This window comes from Aeromonas sp. 11P, from assembly GCF_051920165.1.
Lineage (GTDB): Bacteria > Pseudomonadota > Gammaproteobacteria > Enterobacterales > Aeromonadaceae > Aeromonas > Aeromonas veronii.
The window spans coordinates 2,402,501-2,420,263 of sequence record NZ_JBQBDJ010000004.1 but is presented as its reverse complement, the minus strand read 5'-3'; the positions used below and the strand labels follow the sequence as shown (position 1 = coordinate 2,420,263).

Sequence of the window (17,763 nt, the reverse complement as noted above, 5' to 3'; positions counted from 1 at the left end):
GGTGATCTGTGGCACTCTATGTACAGAAGTACGGCGGCACCTCGGTCGGCACACTGGAGCGGATCGAGGCGGTAGCTGAGCGGGTCGAGCAGACCCGCGCCCAGGGACACGACGTGGTGGTGGTTGTCTCCGCCATGTCGGGCGAAACCAACCGGCTGCTGGGCATGGCCCAGCAGCTGGATCCTGATGCCAACCGGCGGGAGATGGATGTACTGGTCTCCACCGGTGAGCAGGTCACCATAGCGCTGCTGGCGATCGCGTTGAACAAACGCGGTTGTCCTGCGGTCTCAATGACCGGTGATCAGGTGCGGATTCATACCGATTCCGCCTATGGCAAGGCGCGCATCACCCACATCGACACCGAGCTGGTTCAGGCTGAACTGGCTGCGGGCAAGGTGGTGGTGATCGCCGGTTTCCAGGGCCGTGACGAGCATAACGCCATCACGACGCTGGGCCGCGGCGGTTCGGATACCACGGCGGTTGCCGTGGCGGCGGCCATCAAGGCCGATGAGTGCCAGATCTTTACCGATGTGGATGGGGTATACACCACGGATCCGCGCATCGAGCCCAAGGCGCGTCGTCTCGACACCATCACCTTCGAGGAGATGCTGGAGATGGCCAGTCTCGGCGCCAAGGTGCTGCAGATCCGCTCGGTGGAGTTTGCGGGCAAGTACCGCGTCCCGCTGCGGGTGCTGTCGAGCTTTATCGATGGAGAGGGAACCTTAATCACATATGGAGGTGATAGGATGGAAGCTCCCCTGGTATCCGGGATCGCTTTTAACCGCAACGAGGCCAGCCTGACCATTCTGGGCGTGCCGGACAGACCAACCGTTGCCGCTCAGATCCTGAATCCGATCAGCGACGCCAACATTGATGTCGACATGATTGTGCAGAACACCCTGGGAGATGGCACCGCCGACTTCACCTTCACGGTGAATCGTGACGACTATCGCCGCGCCCGGGCACTGCTGGAGGAGACCGCCACCGAACTTGGCGCCTCCTGCGTGCAGGGAAATGGCGAGATTGCCAAGGTTTCCATTGTCGGTGTCGGCATGTGGAACCATCCCGGTGTTGCACGCACCATGTTCAAGGTATTGGGCGAGGAGGGGATCAACATGCAGTTGATCTCGACCTCTGAAATCAAAATCTCTGTGGTGATTGACGAGAAGTATCTGGAGCTGGCGGTGCGAGCCCTGCACGCGGCTTTCGGGTTGGATCAGGCACCGCAAGAGCAGCCCTTGGGCTAACAATCTCTGATTGATTTAGTTTCAACCATTTACCATATCGGTATCTTTGTTAGATAATGTCGCATATCGATATAAAAACAAAACAGGATACAGGAGCAAGCGAATGCTTATTTTGACTCGTCGTGTTGGGGAAACCCTGATGATTGGTGATGAAGTGACTGTCACCGTACTGGGCGTTAAAGGCAACCAGGTCCGTATCGGTGTTAACGCGCCGAAAGAGGTCTCCGTACACCGCGAAGAGATCTACCAGCGCATCCAGGCCGAGAAAGTTCCGGGCCAACCGGGCTTCTAAGCCACTTTCATGGCTGTGACAAGGCGACACCTCATGTGTCGCCTTTTGTTTTTCAGGCCCCCTGAAATCGCCCTGCAGGGCGCGAAACTGCGGGATAAGTGCCGATATTGTTTGAATATTCCACGCTTTGACCAAATGCTGAGCGAACGCACTTTTTTCTCCAAAAAAGTGTTTGACTAAAAATCCCTGTGAAGTATTATCAGCCCCGCAAACGGAGAGGTGGCCGAGAGGCTGAAGGCGCTCCCCTGCTAAGGGAGTATGCGGCTTATACCCGCATCGGGGGTTCGAATCCCCCCTTCTCCGCCATTTGCGCCCGTAGCTCAGCTGGATAGAGTACCTGGCTACGAACCAGGTGGTCAGAGGTTCGAATCCTCTCGGGCGCACCATATTACGACTCAAGCAAGAGTCATGTGTTGACCATCAGCAAGTCGACACTTTGGAAAAGGCTTACTGATAAGTAAGCTTTTTTTATCGTTTTAAAACAGGGCGCCCGTAGCTCAGCTGGATAGAGTACCTGGCTACGAACCAGGTGGTCAGAGGTTCGAATCCTCTCGGGCGCACCATTTAAAACGACACAACGATTTATGAGCGCCCGTAGCTCAGCTGGATAGAGTACCTGGCTACGAACCAGGTGGTCAGAGGTTCGAATCCTCTCGGGCGCACCATTTTTCAAGCAGTACCAAAAGTTTGTGAGCGCCCGTAGCTCAGCTGGATAGAGTACCTGGCTACGAACCAGGTGGTCAGAGGTTCGAATCCTCTCGGGCGCACCATATTTCAAGCAGTGCCAAAAGTTTATGAGCGCCCGTAGCTCAGCTGGATAGAGTACCTGGCTACGAACCAGGTGGTCAGAGGTTCGAATCCTCTCGGGCGCACCATACAGACAGCCTCGACTTCGGTCGGGGCTGTTTTTTTATGGGCGATATTTAGCTTTTGGTGCGGATCCCCGTGCGCTGTTGCGGGTGGATCGCCCTCCCTCCTCTCTTCGCTTACCATCCTCCATTCCCCCTTTTTGCCATTGCGTCGAGCTCTTCTGACCGGTACCACTCATTGCTTCATCTGCAGGTGCTCTGTATGCCTGTTGTTGCCACGGCAGCTGCTGCGCAGCTCATCATGCAGGGTTTGGCTATCAACATCCTGCAAGGCCTGCTGAGGCGTTTTGCGGGCAATAAAAAAGGATGCCGCAGCATCCTTTTGTGTTGAGATATTTACTCAGCTTTTCAGCCATTTGCGAATGCGGTTGGCATCGCCGATGGGGGTGCGTTTGCCCACTGAGTTGAGCAGCACGATGGCGAGCTCGCGGCTGTCCGGTTTGGCGCGCATCACCAGACAGCGCCCCGCTTCGTCAGTGAAGCCGGTCTTGGAGAGGCGCACGTCCCAATCCGGGTTTTTCACCAGCGGGTTGGTGTTGTTGAACATCAGGCTGTAGGCGGGGGCGCTGAAGCGCATCTCCCGGTTCTCATCCTGAGTGAACTGACGGATCAGCGGCTGACGGTAGGCGGCGGCAGCCAGCTTGCCGAGATCCTGGGCGGTAGAGACGTTGCGGGTGGAGAGGCCGGTGGAGTCGTAGAAGTGGGTATTACGCATACCCAGCTGTCTTGCCTTGTTGTTCATGGCCCGCACGAAGGCGCTGCGACCGCCCGGATAGTGACGCGCCAGTGCCGAGGCCATCCGGTTTTCGGAGGACATCAGCGCCAGATGCAGGGCGTCGCGGCGGGTCACCTTGGTGCCCATGCGGATGCGGGAGTGGGTGTGTTTGACCCGATCCAGATCGTTCTTGTCGACCGTGATGGTCTGGTTGAGATTCTGCTTGGCATCCAGCACCACCAGCGCTGTCATCAGTTTGGTGAGGGAGGCGATGGGACGCACCTTGGTGGCATTCTTCTGGTAGAGCGTCTTGCCCGTTTTTACATCCACGACCAGGGCGCTGCTCGAGCGTACTTCCAGTTTGGCTGGGTTAGGGGCCGCGCTGACCGCAGGCAATCCCAGCATTCCCATCAACCCGACAACCAGCGCTGCTGCGCGAATCCGACACCACATACAACCGACTCCGTTCCCATCCAAAAAAAGGCGCTAGATTCACTCATTTTTACCCCGGCTTTACAAGGGCCGAGCGGGACTATTTCTGCTATTTGCGCGAAATTGGCGATCAAAAAAGCCCTCTGGCGAGGGCTTTCGGGTCGGGCGTTGGGCGAAGGGTCAATCCCGCGGCTGCGCGGCCCTGCGTTTGCTGATCCAGCGCCAGACCAGCGCCACCATGCCACCCACCAGCAGGGCCACCGGCAGATAGATGATGATGTTGAAAAACTGGGTCTGGTATTCGGCGGCCAGCTTGGTGTGGCTAAGGTAGTAGCCAAACCCGACCAGCGGGCAGATCCACATGATGGAGCTGATCAGATTGACGATGAGAAAGCGCCCCTGGGGCAGTTCGGTGGCACCTACGATATAGGGATAGGCGGTGCGTACGAAGGCGATATAGCGCGCGGTGATCAGGGTGATGATCCCGTACTTGTCCAGCAGGTGGTAGACCTTCTGCTGGTGTCGCTCTTCCACGTGGGACATCAGCCGATGGTAGAGCTGGGTGTGGCCAAGGAAGCGCCCCTGCATGTAACCGAGCCAGGTGCCGACAAAGGTAGCCATGATCAACAGGGGGATCACCCCGAGAGACAACACATCCTGATAGATGAGCACGCCGGTGAGGATCAGCAGGCTGTCACCGGGCAGAAAGGCGGTAGGGATGAATCCGTTTTCCAGTACCAGAAACGTCAGAATCACACCACAGATCATGAAGGCCATCTTGGGATCGGAAAGTGTGTTCAGATCGTGATTCATAAAGGCGTGAGCCAGTTGGTAAAACTGCTCCATACTTGCAAACTCCGCAGGTTAGCTGGGTTGATCGGTCAAGGGCATGGCGAGCACCTTGTCGATGCGCAGGCCATCCATGTCAACAATTTCCAGTTGCCACTGTTCCAGGGTCACCAGATCGCCGGTGTGTGGAACACGACCAAGGAGCAGCATGATAAGCCCTCCGAGGGTGTGATAGTGATGTTTTTCTTCTTCCGGCAGGCGAACCAGCTCCAGACAGTCCTTCAACTCGGGCAGCGGGATCAGGCCATCGAGCAGCCAGCTGCCGTCGGCGCGCTGGAATGCCCAGTTGTCCTCGCCATCCTCCTGCTGGAAATCCCCGGCCAGCGCTTCCAGCAGATCCTGCTGGGTGACCAGCCCCTGCAGCTCGCCATACTCGTCCACCACCATCACCATCTGTTCGCTGTGGGTGCGGAAGTGGTTGAGCAGCTCGACCCCGTTGAGGGTCTCGGGCAGCAGGCTGCAATCCTCGGTCAGGGCCGCCAGATCGATGGGCTCTCCCTTGATGTAGGCGTGCAGCACCTTGCTGACGTTGATGACCCCCACCAGATCCGACAGGCTGCCGTCACAGACCGGGAAGAAGCTGTGACGATACTCCACCAGCCGCTGCAGGTTGGCCTCCAGCGGCAGCGCCAGATCCAGATAGCGGATATCGCTGCGCGGTACCATCAGGGAGGAGAGGCTGCGCTCGTCTAAACGAAACACGTTGCGCAGCATGGTATGTTCGTGATCCTCGATCACCCCGGCTTCCGACCCCTCTACCAGCATGGCATGGATCTCCTCCTCGGTGACGTTGGCGTTGCCATTCTGGTTGACCCGCAGCAGGCGCAAGGTGGTGTTGGTGGATGCCGAGAGCAGCCAGACGAAGGGGCGGGTCATGATGGCAAGCCACAGCATGGGGCGCGCCACCAGACAGGCGATGCGCTCGGCGCTGAGTTGGCCAAGCCGCTTGGGCACGAGTTCACCCACCACGATAGAGAGGTAGGTCACCCCCACCACCACGATGACGGTGGCGATAAGTCCGCTGCTCTTGGGGGAGAGTCCCCACTCCTGCAGCCAGAGGGAGAAGGGCTGGGCCAGCAGGGATTCGCCATAGATACCGTTGAGCAGGCCGATGGAGGTGATGCCGATCTGCACGGCGGAGAGGAAATGAGTCGGGTTTTCGCCGAGTTTGAGTGCGATGGCCGCCGAGCGGCTTCCTTCATTGGCCAGCTTGCCAAGGCGCGCCTTGCGGGCGGTGACGATGGCGATTTCCGACATGGCGAAGAGGCCGTTAAGCAAGATCAATCCCAACAGGATCAACAGTTCCATACTGCAGCTGCACTCCTTGAGTAGAAAATATCGCTGGCAGTGTAATGAATTTGGCGGCGATGTGCTTGTGAAAGCGGGTGATCCGGCTCGCTAATTTGATGACCGCGCTCTGGGATGGCTGAAAAAGATGGCCGGAAAAGGGAAGGATGACCACGCCAAACGGCGTAATGGGCGAGGCAGCATTGCAGGAGGGAAAAGGGCGGGAAGTCCCGCCCTTGCTTGTCATGGTTCAGACAACCGTTATCAGAACTGTTGGAACCAGCGCTGGATCTGGGCCGGATCCTTGCTCTGGGTCAGGGAGAGCATCAGCAGCACCCGCGCCTTCTGCGGGTTGAGAGTGCCGGAGGCCACGAAGCCGTACTTGGCATCATCGATCTCGGCATCCAGGGTGGTGGCGCCGGTCGGCACGCGGGCGGAGCGTACGACGCGGATGCCATCCTTGCTCGCCTTGGCCAGGGTGTCGAACAGGGTGTGATAGAGGTTGCCGTTGCCCACCCCGGCGCTGACGATGCCGTCGAACTTGGCATCCACCATCGCCTTGGCCGGCAAGTCGGTGGCGTTGGCGTAGCTGTAGACGATGCCCACTTGCGGCAGCTTGTCGAGCTTGCTCACGTCAAACGGCGTCTTGCTGGTGTGCAGACGGGCCGGGCTGCGCTGATAGTCGATCTTGCCGTTGTGGATGTAACCCAGCGGGCCAAAGTTGGGGGAGGCAAAGGTCTGCACGCCTGTGGTGTTGGTCTTGGTGACGTCGCGGGCATCGAGCACGGTGTCGTTCATCGCCACCATGACGCCACGTCCCTTGGAGGCGGGGTCGGAGGCGGTCACCACGGCGTTGTAGAGGTTGAGCGGGCCATCAGCACTCATGGCGGTGGAGGGGCGCATGGCGCCAACCAGTACCACCGGCTTGTCGCTCTTGACGGTCAGATTGAGGAAGTAGGCGGTCTCTTCCATGGTGTCGGTGCCGTGGGTAATGACAATGCCATCCACGTCATCCTTGGCCAGCAGCTCGTTGACCCGCTTGGCCAGCTTGAGCCACACCTCGTCGTTCATGTCCTGGGAGCCGATCTTGACTACCTGCTCACCCTGCACATCGGCCACGTTCTTCATCTCGGGCACGGCGGCGATCAGGGTTTCGATGGCCACCTTGCCAGCCTCGTAGTTGGACTGGGTAGCCGACTGACCTGCCCCGGCAATGGTGCCGCCGGTTGCCAGAATATGGACGTTGGGCAGCGCTATGGCCATGGGGGAGAGTGTCAGGCCAACGACGGCGGCGAGCAGGGTCTTGCGGATCGGTAGGGTCATGCTGCAAATCCTTATGATTGGAATAATTGCAGCCAGTTTGCCCAGATAACCATCAATATCTGTGATAAAACTCACCAAAAGACAGGTGAGTACAGATTTTTAACCTGTTTTATACCTCTATGGAGATAATTTAACTCGCAGAGAAACCCTTGGCTTCAATCAGGGCGATCAGCTCGGTCTTGCTCAGCTCGCTCTCGATGACGGCCTTGCGGCTGGCAAAGTCGACGGTTGCGGTGGTGACTACAGGCTGGGCCAGCAGCGCTTTTTGCAGACTGGCGGCGCAGCCACCACAGGACATGCCGGACACGGTGAGTTCGATGGTCATGGGATATCTCCTCTGTTGATGGACGCCAGCCTAAAGCTGCCGCCTCCGGCAAGGTCAAGCCGTCAGTACATAAGACCCAGATAGTTCATTAGGGTTGCTCCCAGACTAGTGGTGAGCAGCGAGCCGAGGGTGGTAGTGGCGATGATGTTTGCGGCCAGCACGCTGTCGCCCCCCATGGCGCGGGTCATCACATAGCTGGCGGCGGCAGTCGGGGTAGCGCTGATGAGAAACAGAATACCCAGCTCCAGATGGCTGAAGCCGAGCAGGGCAGCCCCAAGAGTGAACGCAGCCGGAATGAGACAGAGCCGCATGATGCTGGCCCAGCCCGCAATGGCTGCACCACCACGCAGAGCATCCAGGCTGAGGGAGGCGCCGGTGCAGAGCAGCGCCAGCGGCAACGTCATGTTGGCGAAGTAGCTGCCGGTGGTGAGCAGCAGTTGCGGCATCTTGATACCGAGCAGGCTGAACGGCAGCGCCGCCACAATGGCGATGATCAGCGGATTCTTGATGATGCCGAGCAGGATGGGGCGAATGCCGGTGGCGCCGCCGAGACTGCGGGTGAGGGTGATCACCGCGAGAATGTTGTAGAGCACGGTCACCGCGCCGACATAGAAGGCCGCTGCCCCCAACCCCTCGTGGCCGTAGGCGTTCTGCACGTAGGCAAGCCCGATAATGGCGCTGTTGCCGCGAAAGCTCCCCTGCACGAAGATGCCGCGCAGCCGCTGCTCCCCGATAAAACGTCCGGCCAGCAGCTCCAGCACCAGATAGCTGATAACGGTGGCGAGCAGGCCATAGCCGATAAACCAGAGGCTCGGTATGGTGGCGAAGTTGGTACCCAGAATACTGAGCAAGAGCAGAGCAGGCAGGGTGACCTGAAACACCAGCCGCGAGGCGGATTCGGTAAAGGGATCCGGCAGCAGCCCCAACCGCTTGAGCAAGATGCCGAGCAGTAGCACCACGCAGATGGGGCCTGTGATGGAGAGGGAGAAGAGCAGACTGGCCAGCAGATCCATGATGGGCATCCTGTGCTGTGCCCACACACCCTGACGGCGGGGCAAAAAGGGCATTCTAACGCCATGGGCTTGTATTCACAGGGGTTAATCACAACAATGTGGGCAATTCCACCGCCTAGCCTCCTGTGAGCCAATTCATGGACAAGAAACTGACCATCCTCGATATCGCCAGACTGAGTGGCGTCGGCAAGTCGACCGTCTCCCGGGTGCTTAATCAGGATCCCAAGGTGAAGCAGGAGACCCGCGAGCGGGTGGAGCAGATCATCGCCGATCACGGCTTCGTGCCGAGCAAGTCGGCGCGTGCTATGCGCAGCCAGAGCCAGCAGGTGGTGGGGATCATCGTCTCGCGGCTCGACTCCAGCTCGGAGAATCAGGCGGTGCGCGGCATGCTGGAGACCCTCTATCAGCGCGGCTACGATGCTGTGCTGATGGAGAGCAAGTTCTCCCCCGCCAAGGTACAGGAGCATCTGGCGGTGCTGGAGCGGCGCGGGGTGGATGGCATTATCCTGTTCGCCTTCAATAACTTGGACTATGCCGCTATGGCGTCGCTGAAAGAGAAGCTGGTGCTGGTCGCTCGTGAATATCCCGGTTTCTCCTCGGTCTGCTTCGACGACGCCGGTGCGGTACGCACCATGCTGGCGCAACTGGCAAGCCGTGGCGCCCGCGACATCGCCTATCTGGGGGTTGATGCCTCGGATCTCACCACCGGCCAGCGTCGCCTCGACGCCTATCTCGCTTACTGCGCAGAGCAAGGGTTGCGCCCGCGCAGCGCCCTCGGCGATCTCAGCCTGCAGAGCGGCTACCGGCTGGCGGCCGAGCTGCTGACGCCCTCCACCCAGGCGTTGGTCTGCGCCAGCGACACCCTCGCCATCGGTGCGGCAAAATACCTGCAAGAACAAGGGCGTAGCGAGGTGCTGGTGACCGGCCTTGGCAACAACCCCATGCTCAGTTTCCTCTTCCCCAACGCCCTCAGTCTCGATCTTGGATACAAGGGGGCGGGGGAGCAGGCGGCGCGTCAGCTGCTCGGCCAGATTGAGCAGGATCAGCCTCCGCTGGTGACAATCGCCCCCTGTCGAACCCTGTGAGCCCCATCACTCCGGACTGAACAAAAAGTACGCTTTTTGTGATGCTGGCCACGTATTGGGAACGTTCCCATTTCGATCTGGCCAGATTGTCGGCATGCTAAATGGGAACGATACCAAAAACGCTCCGGCCGACAGACTGGCTCAAAAGGGCGATACAGACCACTATTCAATGGCGTCACAGAGGGAAGACCCATGTCCAAGATCAACGCACAGCAGCTTGCCACCCTGATCGACAAGATCGGCGGCAAGGAGAACATCGCCACCGTCAGCCACTGCCTGACCCGGTTGCGCTTCGTCCTGAACGATCCGGCCAAGGCCGACAGCAAGGCCATCGAGACCATTCCGGCGGTGAAGGGAAGCTTCACCCAGGGCGGTCAATTCCAGGTGGTCATCGGTAACGAGGTAGAGCAGTGGTACAAGGCGCTGACCGAACAGCTCGGCGTCAGCGGTAGCAGCAAGGAGACCGCCAAGCAGGCGGCTCGCCAGAACATGAATCCGCTGGAGCGGGGCATCTCCCATCTGGCGGAGATCTTCGTACCGTTGCTGCCCGCCATCATCACCGGCGGTCTGATCCTGGGCTTTCGCAACGTCATCGGCGACATCAAGATGTTTGACGATGGCACTCACACCCTCACCGAGATCAGCCAGTTCTGGGCTCAGGTACACGCCTTCCTCTGGCTGCTGGGCGAGGCGATTTTCCACTTCCTGCCGGTCGGTGTTTGCTGGTCTGCAGTGAAGAAGATGGGCGGCTCCGAGATCCTGGGTATCGTGCTGGGGGTGACGCTGGTGTCACCGCAGTTAATGAACGCCTACGGCATTGGTCAGCAGACTCCCGAGGTGTGGGACTTCGGCCTGTTCGTGATCCAGAAGGTGGGTTATCAGGCCCAGGTCATTCCGGCGCTGCTGGCGGGTGTATTCCTGGCCTGGGTTGAGACCAACCTCAAGCGGATCATTCCGGCCTATCTCTATCTGGTGATTGTACCATTTGTCTCGCTGCTGCTGGCAGTGATCGTGGCTCACGCCTTTATCGGCCCGTTCGGTCGCTGGATTGGTGATGGCGTCGGTTTCGCTGCCAAGGCTGCCATGACCGGCTCCTTCGCCCCTATCGGTGCCGCCCTGTTCGGATTCCTCTACGCGCCGCTGGTCATCACCGGCATCCACCACACCACCAACGCGGTGGATCTGCAGCTGATGCAGAGCATGGGTGGCACGCCAATCTGGCCGCTGATCGCCCTCTCCAACATCGCTCAGGCGTCTGCGGTCGTCGGCATCATTCTGATTAGCCGCAAGGAGAACGAGCGGGAGATCTCGGTACCTGCTGCCATCTCCGCCTACCTCGGGGTGACCGAACCGGCCATGTACGGTATCAACCTCAAGTACAAGTTCCCCATGCTGTGCGCCATGGTGGGGTCCAGCCTTGCGGCCCTCATCTGCGGTTTCGCCGGAGTGATGGCCAACGGCATCGGGGTAGGCGGCCTGCCGGGCATCCTCTCCATCCAGCCGCAATACTGGGCGGTGTTCGCCATCGCCATGCTGGTCGCCATCGTGGTGCCTGTGGTGCTGACCCTGCTGGTCTATAAGCGCCAGCAAGCGGCTGGCAAGTTGGCCCAAGCCAGCGCCTGACACTGATTATCAGGGCGACCCGTGGGTCGCCCTCTCCATTTTCTATTCGAGACAAGAGAAAGACCCATGAGCCAAACACCCTGGTGGCAGAGTGCCGTGATTTACCAGATTTACCCCAAGAGCTTTCAGGATTCCGGCGCCCGTGGCACCGGCGATCTCAAGGGGATCATGGCCCGCCTCGACTATCTCAAGACCTTGGGCGTCGATGCCCTCTGGCTGACCCCGGTTTACGTCTCCCCGCAGGTGGACAACGGCTACGACATCGCCGACTACTACGCCATCGATCCCGCCTACGGCACCATGGATGATTTCGAGGCGCTGCTGGCCGCCGCCCACGCGCGCGACATCCGCATCGTGATGGATATAGTGGTCAACCACACCTCCACCGAGCACGCCTGGTTCAAGTCGGCGCTGGGGGATAAAAACAGCCCCTACCGCGACTACTACATCTGGCGTGATCCGGTGGATGGCGGCGTGCCCAACAACTGGCAATCCAAGTTTGGCGGCAGCGCCTGGGAGCTGGACTCTGCCACCGGTCAGTACTACCTGCACCTGTTTGCCCGCGAGCAGGCGGATCTCAACTGGGAAAATCCGGCGGTGCGTGCCGAGGTGAAAAATATCATCCACTTCTGGGCCAAGAAGGGGGTGGACGGTTTCCGCCTCGACGTCATCAACCTTATCTCTAAGGATCAGGCGTTCCCGAACGACGAGATTGGCGATGGCCGCCGCTTCTATACCGACGGGCCGCGCATCCACGAATTCCTGCAGGATGTGAGCCGCGACGTGTTTGCTCCTGTCGGCGCCATGACGGTGGGGGAGATGTCCTCTACTTCGCTGGAGCACTGCCAGCGCTATGGTGCCCTCGATGGCTCCGAGCTCTCCATGGTGTTCAACTTCCACCATCTGAAGGTGGATTACCCCAACGGCGACAAGTGGACCAAGGCGCCGTTCGATTTCCTCGAACTTAAGCGCATCTTCAACCACTGGCAGAGCGGTATGCATGGCAAGGGGTGGTCGGCGCTGTTCTGGTGCAACCACGATCAGCCGCGCATCGTCTCCCGTTTCGGCGATGAGGGCGAGCATAGGGTAGTGGCCGCCAAGATGCTGGCCAGCACGCTGCACGGCCTGCAAGGCACCCCCTACATCTATCAGGGGGAGGAGATCGGCATGACCAACCCCGGCTATCAGCGCATCGATGACTATCAGGATGTGGAGAGCCGCAACATCTTCGCCATCAAGCAGGCCGAAGGGATGAACGAGGCCGAGATCCTCGCCATTCTCGGTGCCAAGTCCCGCGACAACTCGCGGACCCCGATGCAGTGGAGCGCTGCGGCCAATGCAGGTTTCACCAGCGGGACGCCCTGGCTCAAGCCTGCCGCCAACTATCCCGAGATCAACGCCGAGGCGGCGCTGGCCAACCAGTACTCGGTGTTCTGGCACTATCGGGATCTTATCGCCCTGCGCAAGGCGCACCCCATCTTCACTCAGGGGGATTATCAGGAGCTGCTGACCGGGCACCCGCAGATCTGGGCCTATGCCCGCCGCGCCAACGGTCAGACCCTGCTGGTGGTGAGCAACTTCTACGGCGAGCCGGTGGAGTTTGCCTTGCCTGCCGAGCTGCAAAGCGGGCAAGGTCGGCTGCTGCTCGGCAACTACCCGGATAGCCCGGCCCAACCGCAATCGGGTATGCTGCGCCCTTATGAATCCCTGATCTGGCTGATGGAGTAGGTAATGGAGAAGGTGGTGCGCGGTACCGAGTGGCAGAAGATGGTGGCGGGGGAACCTTATGATGCGGGCGACCCTGAGCTCAAAGCGGCGCGCGAGCGCTGCCGAAGGCTCTATCACACCTTCAACACCTGCTGGCAGGAGAAACCGGATCGGGATGCTTTGCTTCACGAGCTGCTTGGTGGCCGCGGCCAGGAGTGCGCCATCAACCCGCCGTTCTCCTGCGACTATGGCGCCAATATCTTCGTCGGCGAGAACTTCTACGCCAACGTGGGCTGCACCATCCTCGACGTCTGCGAGGTGCACATCGGCGACAACGTGCTGCTGGCGCCCGGGGTGCAGATCTACACCGCCGCTCACCCGGTGGCGGTGGCGCCACGTATCAAGGGTGTCGAGTTCGGCAAGCCGGTGCGGATCGGTCACAACGTCTGGATTGGCGGCAGCGTCGTCATCTGCCCCGGCGTCACTATCGGTGACAACAGCGTTATAGGCGCAGGCTCGGTGGTGACCAAAGATGTGCCCGCCAATGTGGTGGCGGCTGGCAACCCTTGCAAGGTGCTTCGGCCGATGACGGCACAGGAGCTTGAAGGCGTCATCCAGCGGTGAACAGGGGCCATGAATGCTATTGCTATCTGATTGATAGAAAAGCGACTTTCAGATTGTTTTGCATTCAGGGCTTATGTTCGGGGCCGCTTGGCCGATACTGTTGAGTGCAGGAGGAACCCTATGGATATATCAAGTTCTGCAAATGCGTCGTTTGGTTCTGCTCTGATGACGGCCAGTCTGGCCAAGAAACAGCAGACCCAAGAGGGCGAAGCTGCGCTGAAGCTGCTGCAAAACGCAGCGCAATCAGCGCCGGTTGCACCGACATCGGCCAGCGCTTCTCTGGGAAGCAAGATCGATATTCGCGTCTGACCCTAATGAAAAAGCCCCCATCTTGCGATGGGGGCTTTTTTATCTCTGCGATTTGGCGTAAGCCTCTTCCGCTCAGAGCGGGAAGGGGGCTGGCGCCTCGAAGGTCATCCGCTCGCCGCTGCGGGGGTGGCTGATGGTCAGCATGGCCGCATGCAGGTAGAGATGGGGCGCAGCCGCCAGAGCATCCGGATGAGCGTAGAGGTTGTCACCCAGGATCGGGTGGCCCAGCTCCAGCATATGGACGCGCAACTGGTGCGAGCGACCTGTGATGGGGGTCAGCTTGATCAGGCTGTTGCCGTTCTCCACCTTCAGTTTTTCCCACAGGGTCAGAGCGTGACGCCCCTCCTCGTGATCCACCTTCTGCTTCGGGCGGTTGGGCCAGTCAACGCAGAGCGGCAGGTCAACCTGACCCGACTCTGCCTCCGGCTCACCCCACACCCAGGCGAGGTAGTGCTTCTCGGTCTCCCGCTCGCGAAATTGTCGGCTCAACTCCCGATGAGAGTTGGGATTGAGGGGAATGACAATGACGCCAGTGGTGGACATGTCGAGGCGATGAGCCGCCGCCGCCTTGGGGTGTTGCTGTTTCACCCGATGCAGGACGCTGTCTTCATTCTCGGGGCCGCGCCCGGGGACGCTTAGCAGGCCAGTGGGCTTGTTGACCACCATGATGTCCTTGTCCTTGAACAGGATATCGAGCCAGGGTTCCAGAGGCGGTGAGTATTCAAACATAAATGTCTCGCATCAGAAGGTGGGGGCAAGCCCCCATCAGTTATGGGTAACCACGACAAAGCGGCCTTGGGTATCCAGTTTGAACTGGGTCTGGCCGCTATCGGTCGGTACCTTGTCAGTTATGGGTGACCACGATAAAGCGGATGGCATCCAGCTTGAGTTGGGTCTGATCGATCAGGTGGTGCAATTCTGCCTGCAGATTGCGCAGATAATCCAGTTCGCTGTCGCGCACGTTCGGGTTGACTGCCTTGAGCGCTTCCAGACGATCCAGATCCTGCTGCAGGGTTTGCGCCATCTGGGCGCGGGCCTTGTCGACAATCCCGGCCTTCAGCTCTTCGGCAATCGCCTGACCCTGGCCAATCAGACCATGGATCACCGGCTGGGACGCAGTCACCAGCTTGCTGCCAAGGTGGCGGTTGACCGGCGTCAGCTGGCGGTTGAACGCATCGAACGCCACCTTCTCGCCGAGGTTGTTGCCGTTCTTGTCCATCAGCAGGCGGATCGGTGTCGGCGGCATGAAGCGGTAGAGCTGGGGATGAGCCGCTGACTCGGCGACGAAGATCAGCTCCAGCAGGATGGAACCGACCGGCAGCGCCTTGTTCTTGAGCAGAGCCACCGAGGTGGCACCGATCTCGGAGCCGAGGATCAGGTCGATACCGCCGCGCATCATGGGGTGATCCCAGGAGAGCAGCGCCATGTCATCCCGCGACAGGGCTGTGTTGCGATCGAAGGTGATGGTCATACCGTCTTGCGGCAGGCCCGGGAAGCTGGAGACCAGCATATGATCCCCGGGGGTCAGCACCAGCGCGTTCTCGCCACGGTCATCCTGATTGACGCCGATCTCGTCGAACATCTTGAGAGCGAAGGAGATCATGCCGGTGTCGTCATCTTCGGCGGCCAGCTTCTCGACCAGCTGCTGGGCGGCAGCGCCACCGCTGGAGTGGATCTCCAGCAGGCGATCGCGGCCCTGTTCCAGCCGAGCCTTGAGCGGCTCGTGCAGTTCGCGGGTCTTGACCAGCAGGGCGTCGAGGGCCGCCTGATCGCCGGTGTTGGCGGCCAGCAGCTCGAACAGCTCTTCACGTACCGCTTCGAATACCGGGCGGGCAGTCGGGCAGGTCTGCTCGAACGCGTCCAGACCATCGTGATACCAGAGCTGCAGGGCGCGCTGGGCAGTCCCTTCCAGATAGGGAACGTGGATCTCGACGGTATTCTGCTGACCGATACGATCCAGTCGGCCGATACGCTGTTCCAGTAGATCCGGGTTGAGGGGCAGATCGAACAGCACCAGATGGCTGGCAAACTGGAAGTTGCGCCCTTCTGAACCGATCTCGGAGCAGAGCAGCACCTGGGCGCCACCCTCTTGCTGGGCAAAATAGGCGGAGGCCTTGTCCCGCTCGAGGATCGACATCCCTTCGTGGAACACGGCACCACGGATCCCTTCACGGGTACGCAGCGCCTCTTCCAGCGCGATAGCGGTCGCCGCTTCGGAGCAGATCACCAGCACCTTCTGCTGGCGGGCTGAGAGCAGCAGCTCCAGCAACCATTCGACGCGCGGGTCGAACTGGGTCCAGGTGGCGTTGTCACCTTCGAACTGCTGGAAGATCTTCTCGGGATAGAGGTAGCGCAGGGCACGGGTCTGCAGATCGCCACCGTTGCCACCCATCATGCCCATCACCTTGATGGCAGTCTTGTACTGCTCCGGCAACTGCATGGGGTAAACGTTGAGGTGACGCTCGGGGAAGCCCTGAATATTGGCGCGGCTGTTGCGGAAAAGCACCCGGCCGGTGCCATGCTGATCCAGCAGCTTGGCGACTGCCTGCTGACGGGCAGTCGCATCGCTCAAGTCCAGCCCTTCCAGCTGGCTGGCGAGGATCTGTCTGGCTTCATCGCTCAGGGTCTCGCCATCCAGCAGCTCCTGCGCTGCGCTGGCGACCTGACCATAGGCCTGCTCCTCGGCGAGGAAGGCCTCGTAGTCGTAGAAACGCTCGGGATCGAGCAGGCGCAGACGGGCAAAGTGGCTCTGGTGGCCCAGCTGATCCGGGGTCGCGGTCAGCAGCAGTACGCCCGGCACCTGTTCGGCAAGTGCTTCCACCATTTCGTAGGCACGGCTCGGCGCCTCTTCACTCCACTCCAGATGGTGGGCTTCGTCGACAACCAGCAGATCCCACTCGGCTTCCAGCACCTGCTCGAAGCGACGACGCTTCTTGCGCAGGAAGTCGAGGCTGCAGATCACAAGCTGCTCGGTCTCGAAGGGGTTCTCCGCATCGGCGAATGCCTCGATGCAGCGCTCCTCATCAAACAGGGAGAAGTGCAGGTTGAAGCGGCGCAGCATTTCGACCAGCCATTGGTGCTGCAAGGTTTCGGGCAGTAGAATAAGCACCCGATGGGCGCGGCCGGAGAGCAGCTGCTGATGAATGATCATGCCCGCTTCGATGGTCTTGCCCAGACCCACCTCATCGGCCAGCAGTACGCGCGGGGCGTAGCGGTGACCCACTTCATGAGCGATATAGAGCTGGTGCGGGATCAGGCTGACCCGGCCACCGGCCAGACCGCGAGTCGGGTTGCGACGACGTTGGTGCTGGTTGACCAGCGCCTCGTAGCGCAGGGTGAAGCGGGACATCCGATCGATCTGACCGGCGAACAGGCGATCCTGCGGCTTGTTGAACTTGATAAAGTTGTTGAGAAACACTTCCTTGAGGGCAACGGGCTCATCATTGTCGGTGCGCACACCTACATATATAAGCAGGCCGTCTTTCTCCTGCACTTCTTCGACCGTCATGGTCCAGTCTTCGTGACTGGTGATCTGATCGCCCACATTGAAGCTGACCCGGGTGACCGGCGCCTCTTCTTTGGCATACATGCGGTTTTCACCGGTAGCCGGAAACAACAGGGTAACCATGCGTCCTTCAACAGCAACGACAGTCCCCAACCCCAGATCCGTCTCTGTATCACTAATCCAACGCTGGCCAAGTGCAAAAGGCATTAAACTCTCCAAAGCCCAAGAGTGTGTGAATCGCAAAGGGGCGCTATGTTACCCGAAGGCGTGACCTCGATCACCATGCATATAGATGTAGAGAGAGCAAATCGCCACAACCTTGATCTGCTACCATCGCCACGCCATCTAGAGGATAGCGAGCTCGCCAAACGGGTGTGTTATTGCAGGATAAATGCGCATTTTGGGTGAATAGTGAACGGTTGAACCAAAAATGCGAATTTTATTCGAAAACACCCTTGCAAGCGTGATCCAGAACCCTATAATGCGCCTCCATCGACAGGGCAAGCAGCAACGCAAACAACCTCGTCGGTAACCTCGAAAAGCCTTTGAAAATAAGGC

17 protein-coding genes and 6 tRNA genes are annotated in these 17,763 nt (G+C 59.7%); 14 read left to right on the top strand and 9 right to left on the bottom strand.

Annotation, left to right across the window (positions count from 1 at the left end; genetic code table 11):
• Positions 1–8 precede the first annotated feature (8 nt).
• From ACTG1P_RS11115 to ACTG1P_RS11075, 9 genes are all read left to right on the top strand, one after another.
• Positions 9–1,247: an aspartate kinase gene (locus ACTG1P_RS11115; RefSeq protein WP_111809428.1), complete on the top strand. Its 1,239-nt coding sequence runs from the start codon at positions 9–11 to the stop codon at positions 1,245–1,247.
• A gap of 103 nt (positions 1,248–1,350) precedes the next feature.
• Positions 1,351–1,539 carry a carbon storage regulator CsrA gene (gene csrA / locus ACTG1P_RS11110; protein ID WP_005336053.1) on the top strand — a complete coding sequence of 63 codons (189 nt, stop codon included), beginning with the start codon at positions 1,351–1,353 and terminating at the stop codon, positions 1,537–1,539.
• A gap of 213 nt (positions 1,540–1,752) precedes the next feature.
• Positions 1,753–1,845 (top strand) — tRNA-Ser (locus ACTG1P_RS11105).
• Between the two features lie 3 nt (positions 1,846–1,848).
• Positions 1,849–1,925, top strand: a tRNA-Arg gene (locus ACTG1P_RS11100).
• A gap of 100 nt (positions 1,926–2,025) precedes the next feature.
• A tRNA-Arg gene (locus ACTG1P_RS11095) sits at positions 2,026–2,102 on the top strand.
• Positions 2,103–2,127: 25 nt separating this feature from the next.
• Positions 2,128–2,204, top strand: a tRNA-Arg gene (locus ACTG1P_RS11090).
• A 28-nt stretch (positions 2,205–2,232) separates the two neighbouring features.
• A tRNA-Arg gene (locus ACTG1P_RS11085) sits at positions 2,233–2,309 on the top strand.
• A 28-nt stretch (positions 2,310–2,337) separates the two neighbouring features.
• Positions 2,338–2,414, top strand: a tRNA-Arg gene (locus ACTG1P_RS11080).
• 196 nt (positions 2,415–2,610) lie between these two features.
• Complete coding sequence (locus ACTG1P_RS11075) at positions 2,611–2,739, top strand: hypothetical protein (RefSeq protein ID WP_440001293.1); 129 nt, start codon at positions 2,611–2,613, stop codon at positions 2,737–2,739.
• 9 nt (positions 2,740–2,748) lie between these two features.
• Here the strand turns inward: ACTG1P_RS11075 and pbpG are convergent, their stop codons facing one another.
• From pbpG to ACTG1P_RS11040, 7 genes are all read right to left on the bottom strand, one after another.
• The gene (pbpG, locus tag ACTG1P_RS11070) at positions 2,749–3,576 is read right to left on the bottom strand and encodes a D-alanyl-D-alanine endopeptidase (protein WP_005348750.1); all 828 of its coding nucleotides are present in this window, start codon (positions 3,574–3,576) and stop codon (positions 2,749–2,751) included.
• Positions 3,577–3,735: 159 nt separating this feature from the next.
• On the bottom strand, positions 3,736–4,401 hold the full coding sequence (locus tag ACTG1P_RS11065) for a DedA family protein (protein ID WP_005343012.1): 666 nt from the start codon (positions 4,399–4,401) through the stop codon (positions 3,736–3,738).
• A gap of 18 nt (positions 4,402–4,419) precedes the next feature.
• Complete coding sequence (locus ACTG1P_RS11060; RefSeq protein WP_182926333.1) at positions 4,420–5,712, bottom strand: hemolysin family protein; 1,293 nt, start codon at positions 5,710–5,712, stop codon at positions 4,420–4,422.
• Complete coding sequence (locus ACTG1P_RS11055) at positions 5,675–5,938, bottom strand: hypothetical protein (protein ID WP_440001292.1); 264 nt, start codon at positions 5,936–5,938, stop codon at positions 5,675–5,677. The genes ACTG1P_RS11060 and ACTG1P_RS11055 overlap by 38 nt, the downstream gene beginning before the upstream one ends.
• A gap of 17 nt (positions 5,939–5,955) precedes the next feature.
• Positions 5,956–7,014 (bottom strand): L-asparaginase 2, encoded by a 1,059-nt coding sequence (gene ansB, locus ACTG1P_RS11050; protein ID WP_440001291.1) that lies wholly within the window; start codon positions 7,012–7,014, stop codon positions 5,956–5,958.
• A gap of 130 nt (positions 7,015–7,144) precedes the next feature.
• Entirely contained in the window at positions 7,145–7,339 is a 195-nt protein-coding gene (locus ACTG1P_RS11045; protein WP_440001290.1) for a heavy-metal-associated domain-containing protein, read from the bottom strand.
• A 62-nt stretch (positions 7,340–7,401) separates the two neighbouring features.
• Positions 7,402–8,352 carry an AEC family transporter gene (locus ACTG1P_RS11040; protein ID WP_440001289.1) on the bottom strand — a complete coding sequence of 317 codons (951 nt, stop codon included), beginning with the start codon at positions 8,350–8,352 and terminating at the stop codon, positions 7,402–7,404.
• Between the two features lie 137 nt (positions 8,353–8,489).
• Here ACTG1P_RS11040 and treR point away from each other — a divergent pair, with 137 nt between their 5' ends.
• The 5 genes from treR to ACTG1P_RS11015 all read left to right on the top strand — a co-directional run bounded on the left by treR (position 8,490) and on the right by ACTG1P_RS11015 (position 13,700).
• The gene (treR, locus tag ACTG1P_RS11035; RefSeq protein WP_440001288.1) at positions 8,490–9,437 is read left to right on the top strand and encodes a trehalose operon repressor TreR; all 948 of its coding nucleotides are present in this window, start codon (positions 8,490–8,492) and stop codon (positions 9,435–9,437) included.
• 192 nt (positions 9,438–9,629) lie between these two features.
• Positions 9,630–11,060: a PTS trehalose transporter subunit IIBC gene (gene treB / locus ACTG1P_RS11030; protein WP_106844193.1), complete on the top strand. Its 1,431-nt coding sequence runs from the start codon at positions 9,630–9,632 to the stop codon at positions 11,058–11,060.
• A gap of 66 nt (positions 11,061–11,126) precedes the next feature.
• Complete coding sequence (gene treC, locus ACTG1P_RS11025) at positions 11,127–12,788, top strand: alpha,alpha-phosphotrehalase (RefSeq protein ID WP_440001287.1); 1,662 nt, start codon at positions 11,127–11,129, stop codon at positions 12,786–12,788.
• A gap of 3 nt (positions 12,789–12,791) precedes the next feature.
• Complete coding sequence (locus ACTG1P_RS11020; protein WP_440001286.1) at positions 12,792–13,391, top strand: sugar O-acetyltransferase; 600 nt, start codon at positions 12,792–12,794, stop codon at positions 13,389–13,391.
• A gap of 120 nt (positions 13,392–13,511) precedes the next feature.
• Positions 13,512–13,700 (top strand): hypothetical protein, encoded by a 189-nt coding sequence (locus ACTG1P_RS11015; protein WP_005336040.1) that lies wholly within the window; start codon positions 13,512–13,514, stop codon positions 13,698–13,700.
• Between the two features lie 72 nt (positions 13,701–13,772).
• Here the strand turns inward: ACTG1P_RS11015 and rluA are convergent, their stop codons facing one another.
• Both rluA and rapA read right to left on the bottom strand, forming a co-directional pair.
• Complete coding sequence (rluA, locus tag ACTG1P_RS11010; RefSeq protein ID WP_021140100.1) at positions 13,773–14,429, bottom strand: bifunctional tRNA pseudouridine(32) synthase/23S rRNA pseudouridine(746) synthase RluA; 657 nt, start codon at positions 14,427–14,429, stop codon at positions 13,773–13,775.
• Positions 14,430–14,544: 115 nt separating this feature from the next.
• Complete coding sequence (rapA, locus tag ACTG1P_RS11005) at positions 14,545–17,412, bottom strand: RNA polymerase-associated protein RapA (RefSeq protein WP_440001284.1); 2,868 nt, start codon at positions 17,410–17,412, stop codon at positions 14,545–14,547.
• Between the last annotated feature and the right edge of the window lie 351 nt (positions 17,413–17,763).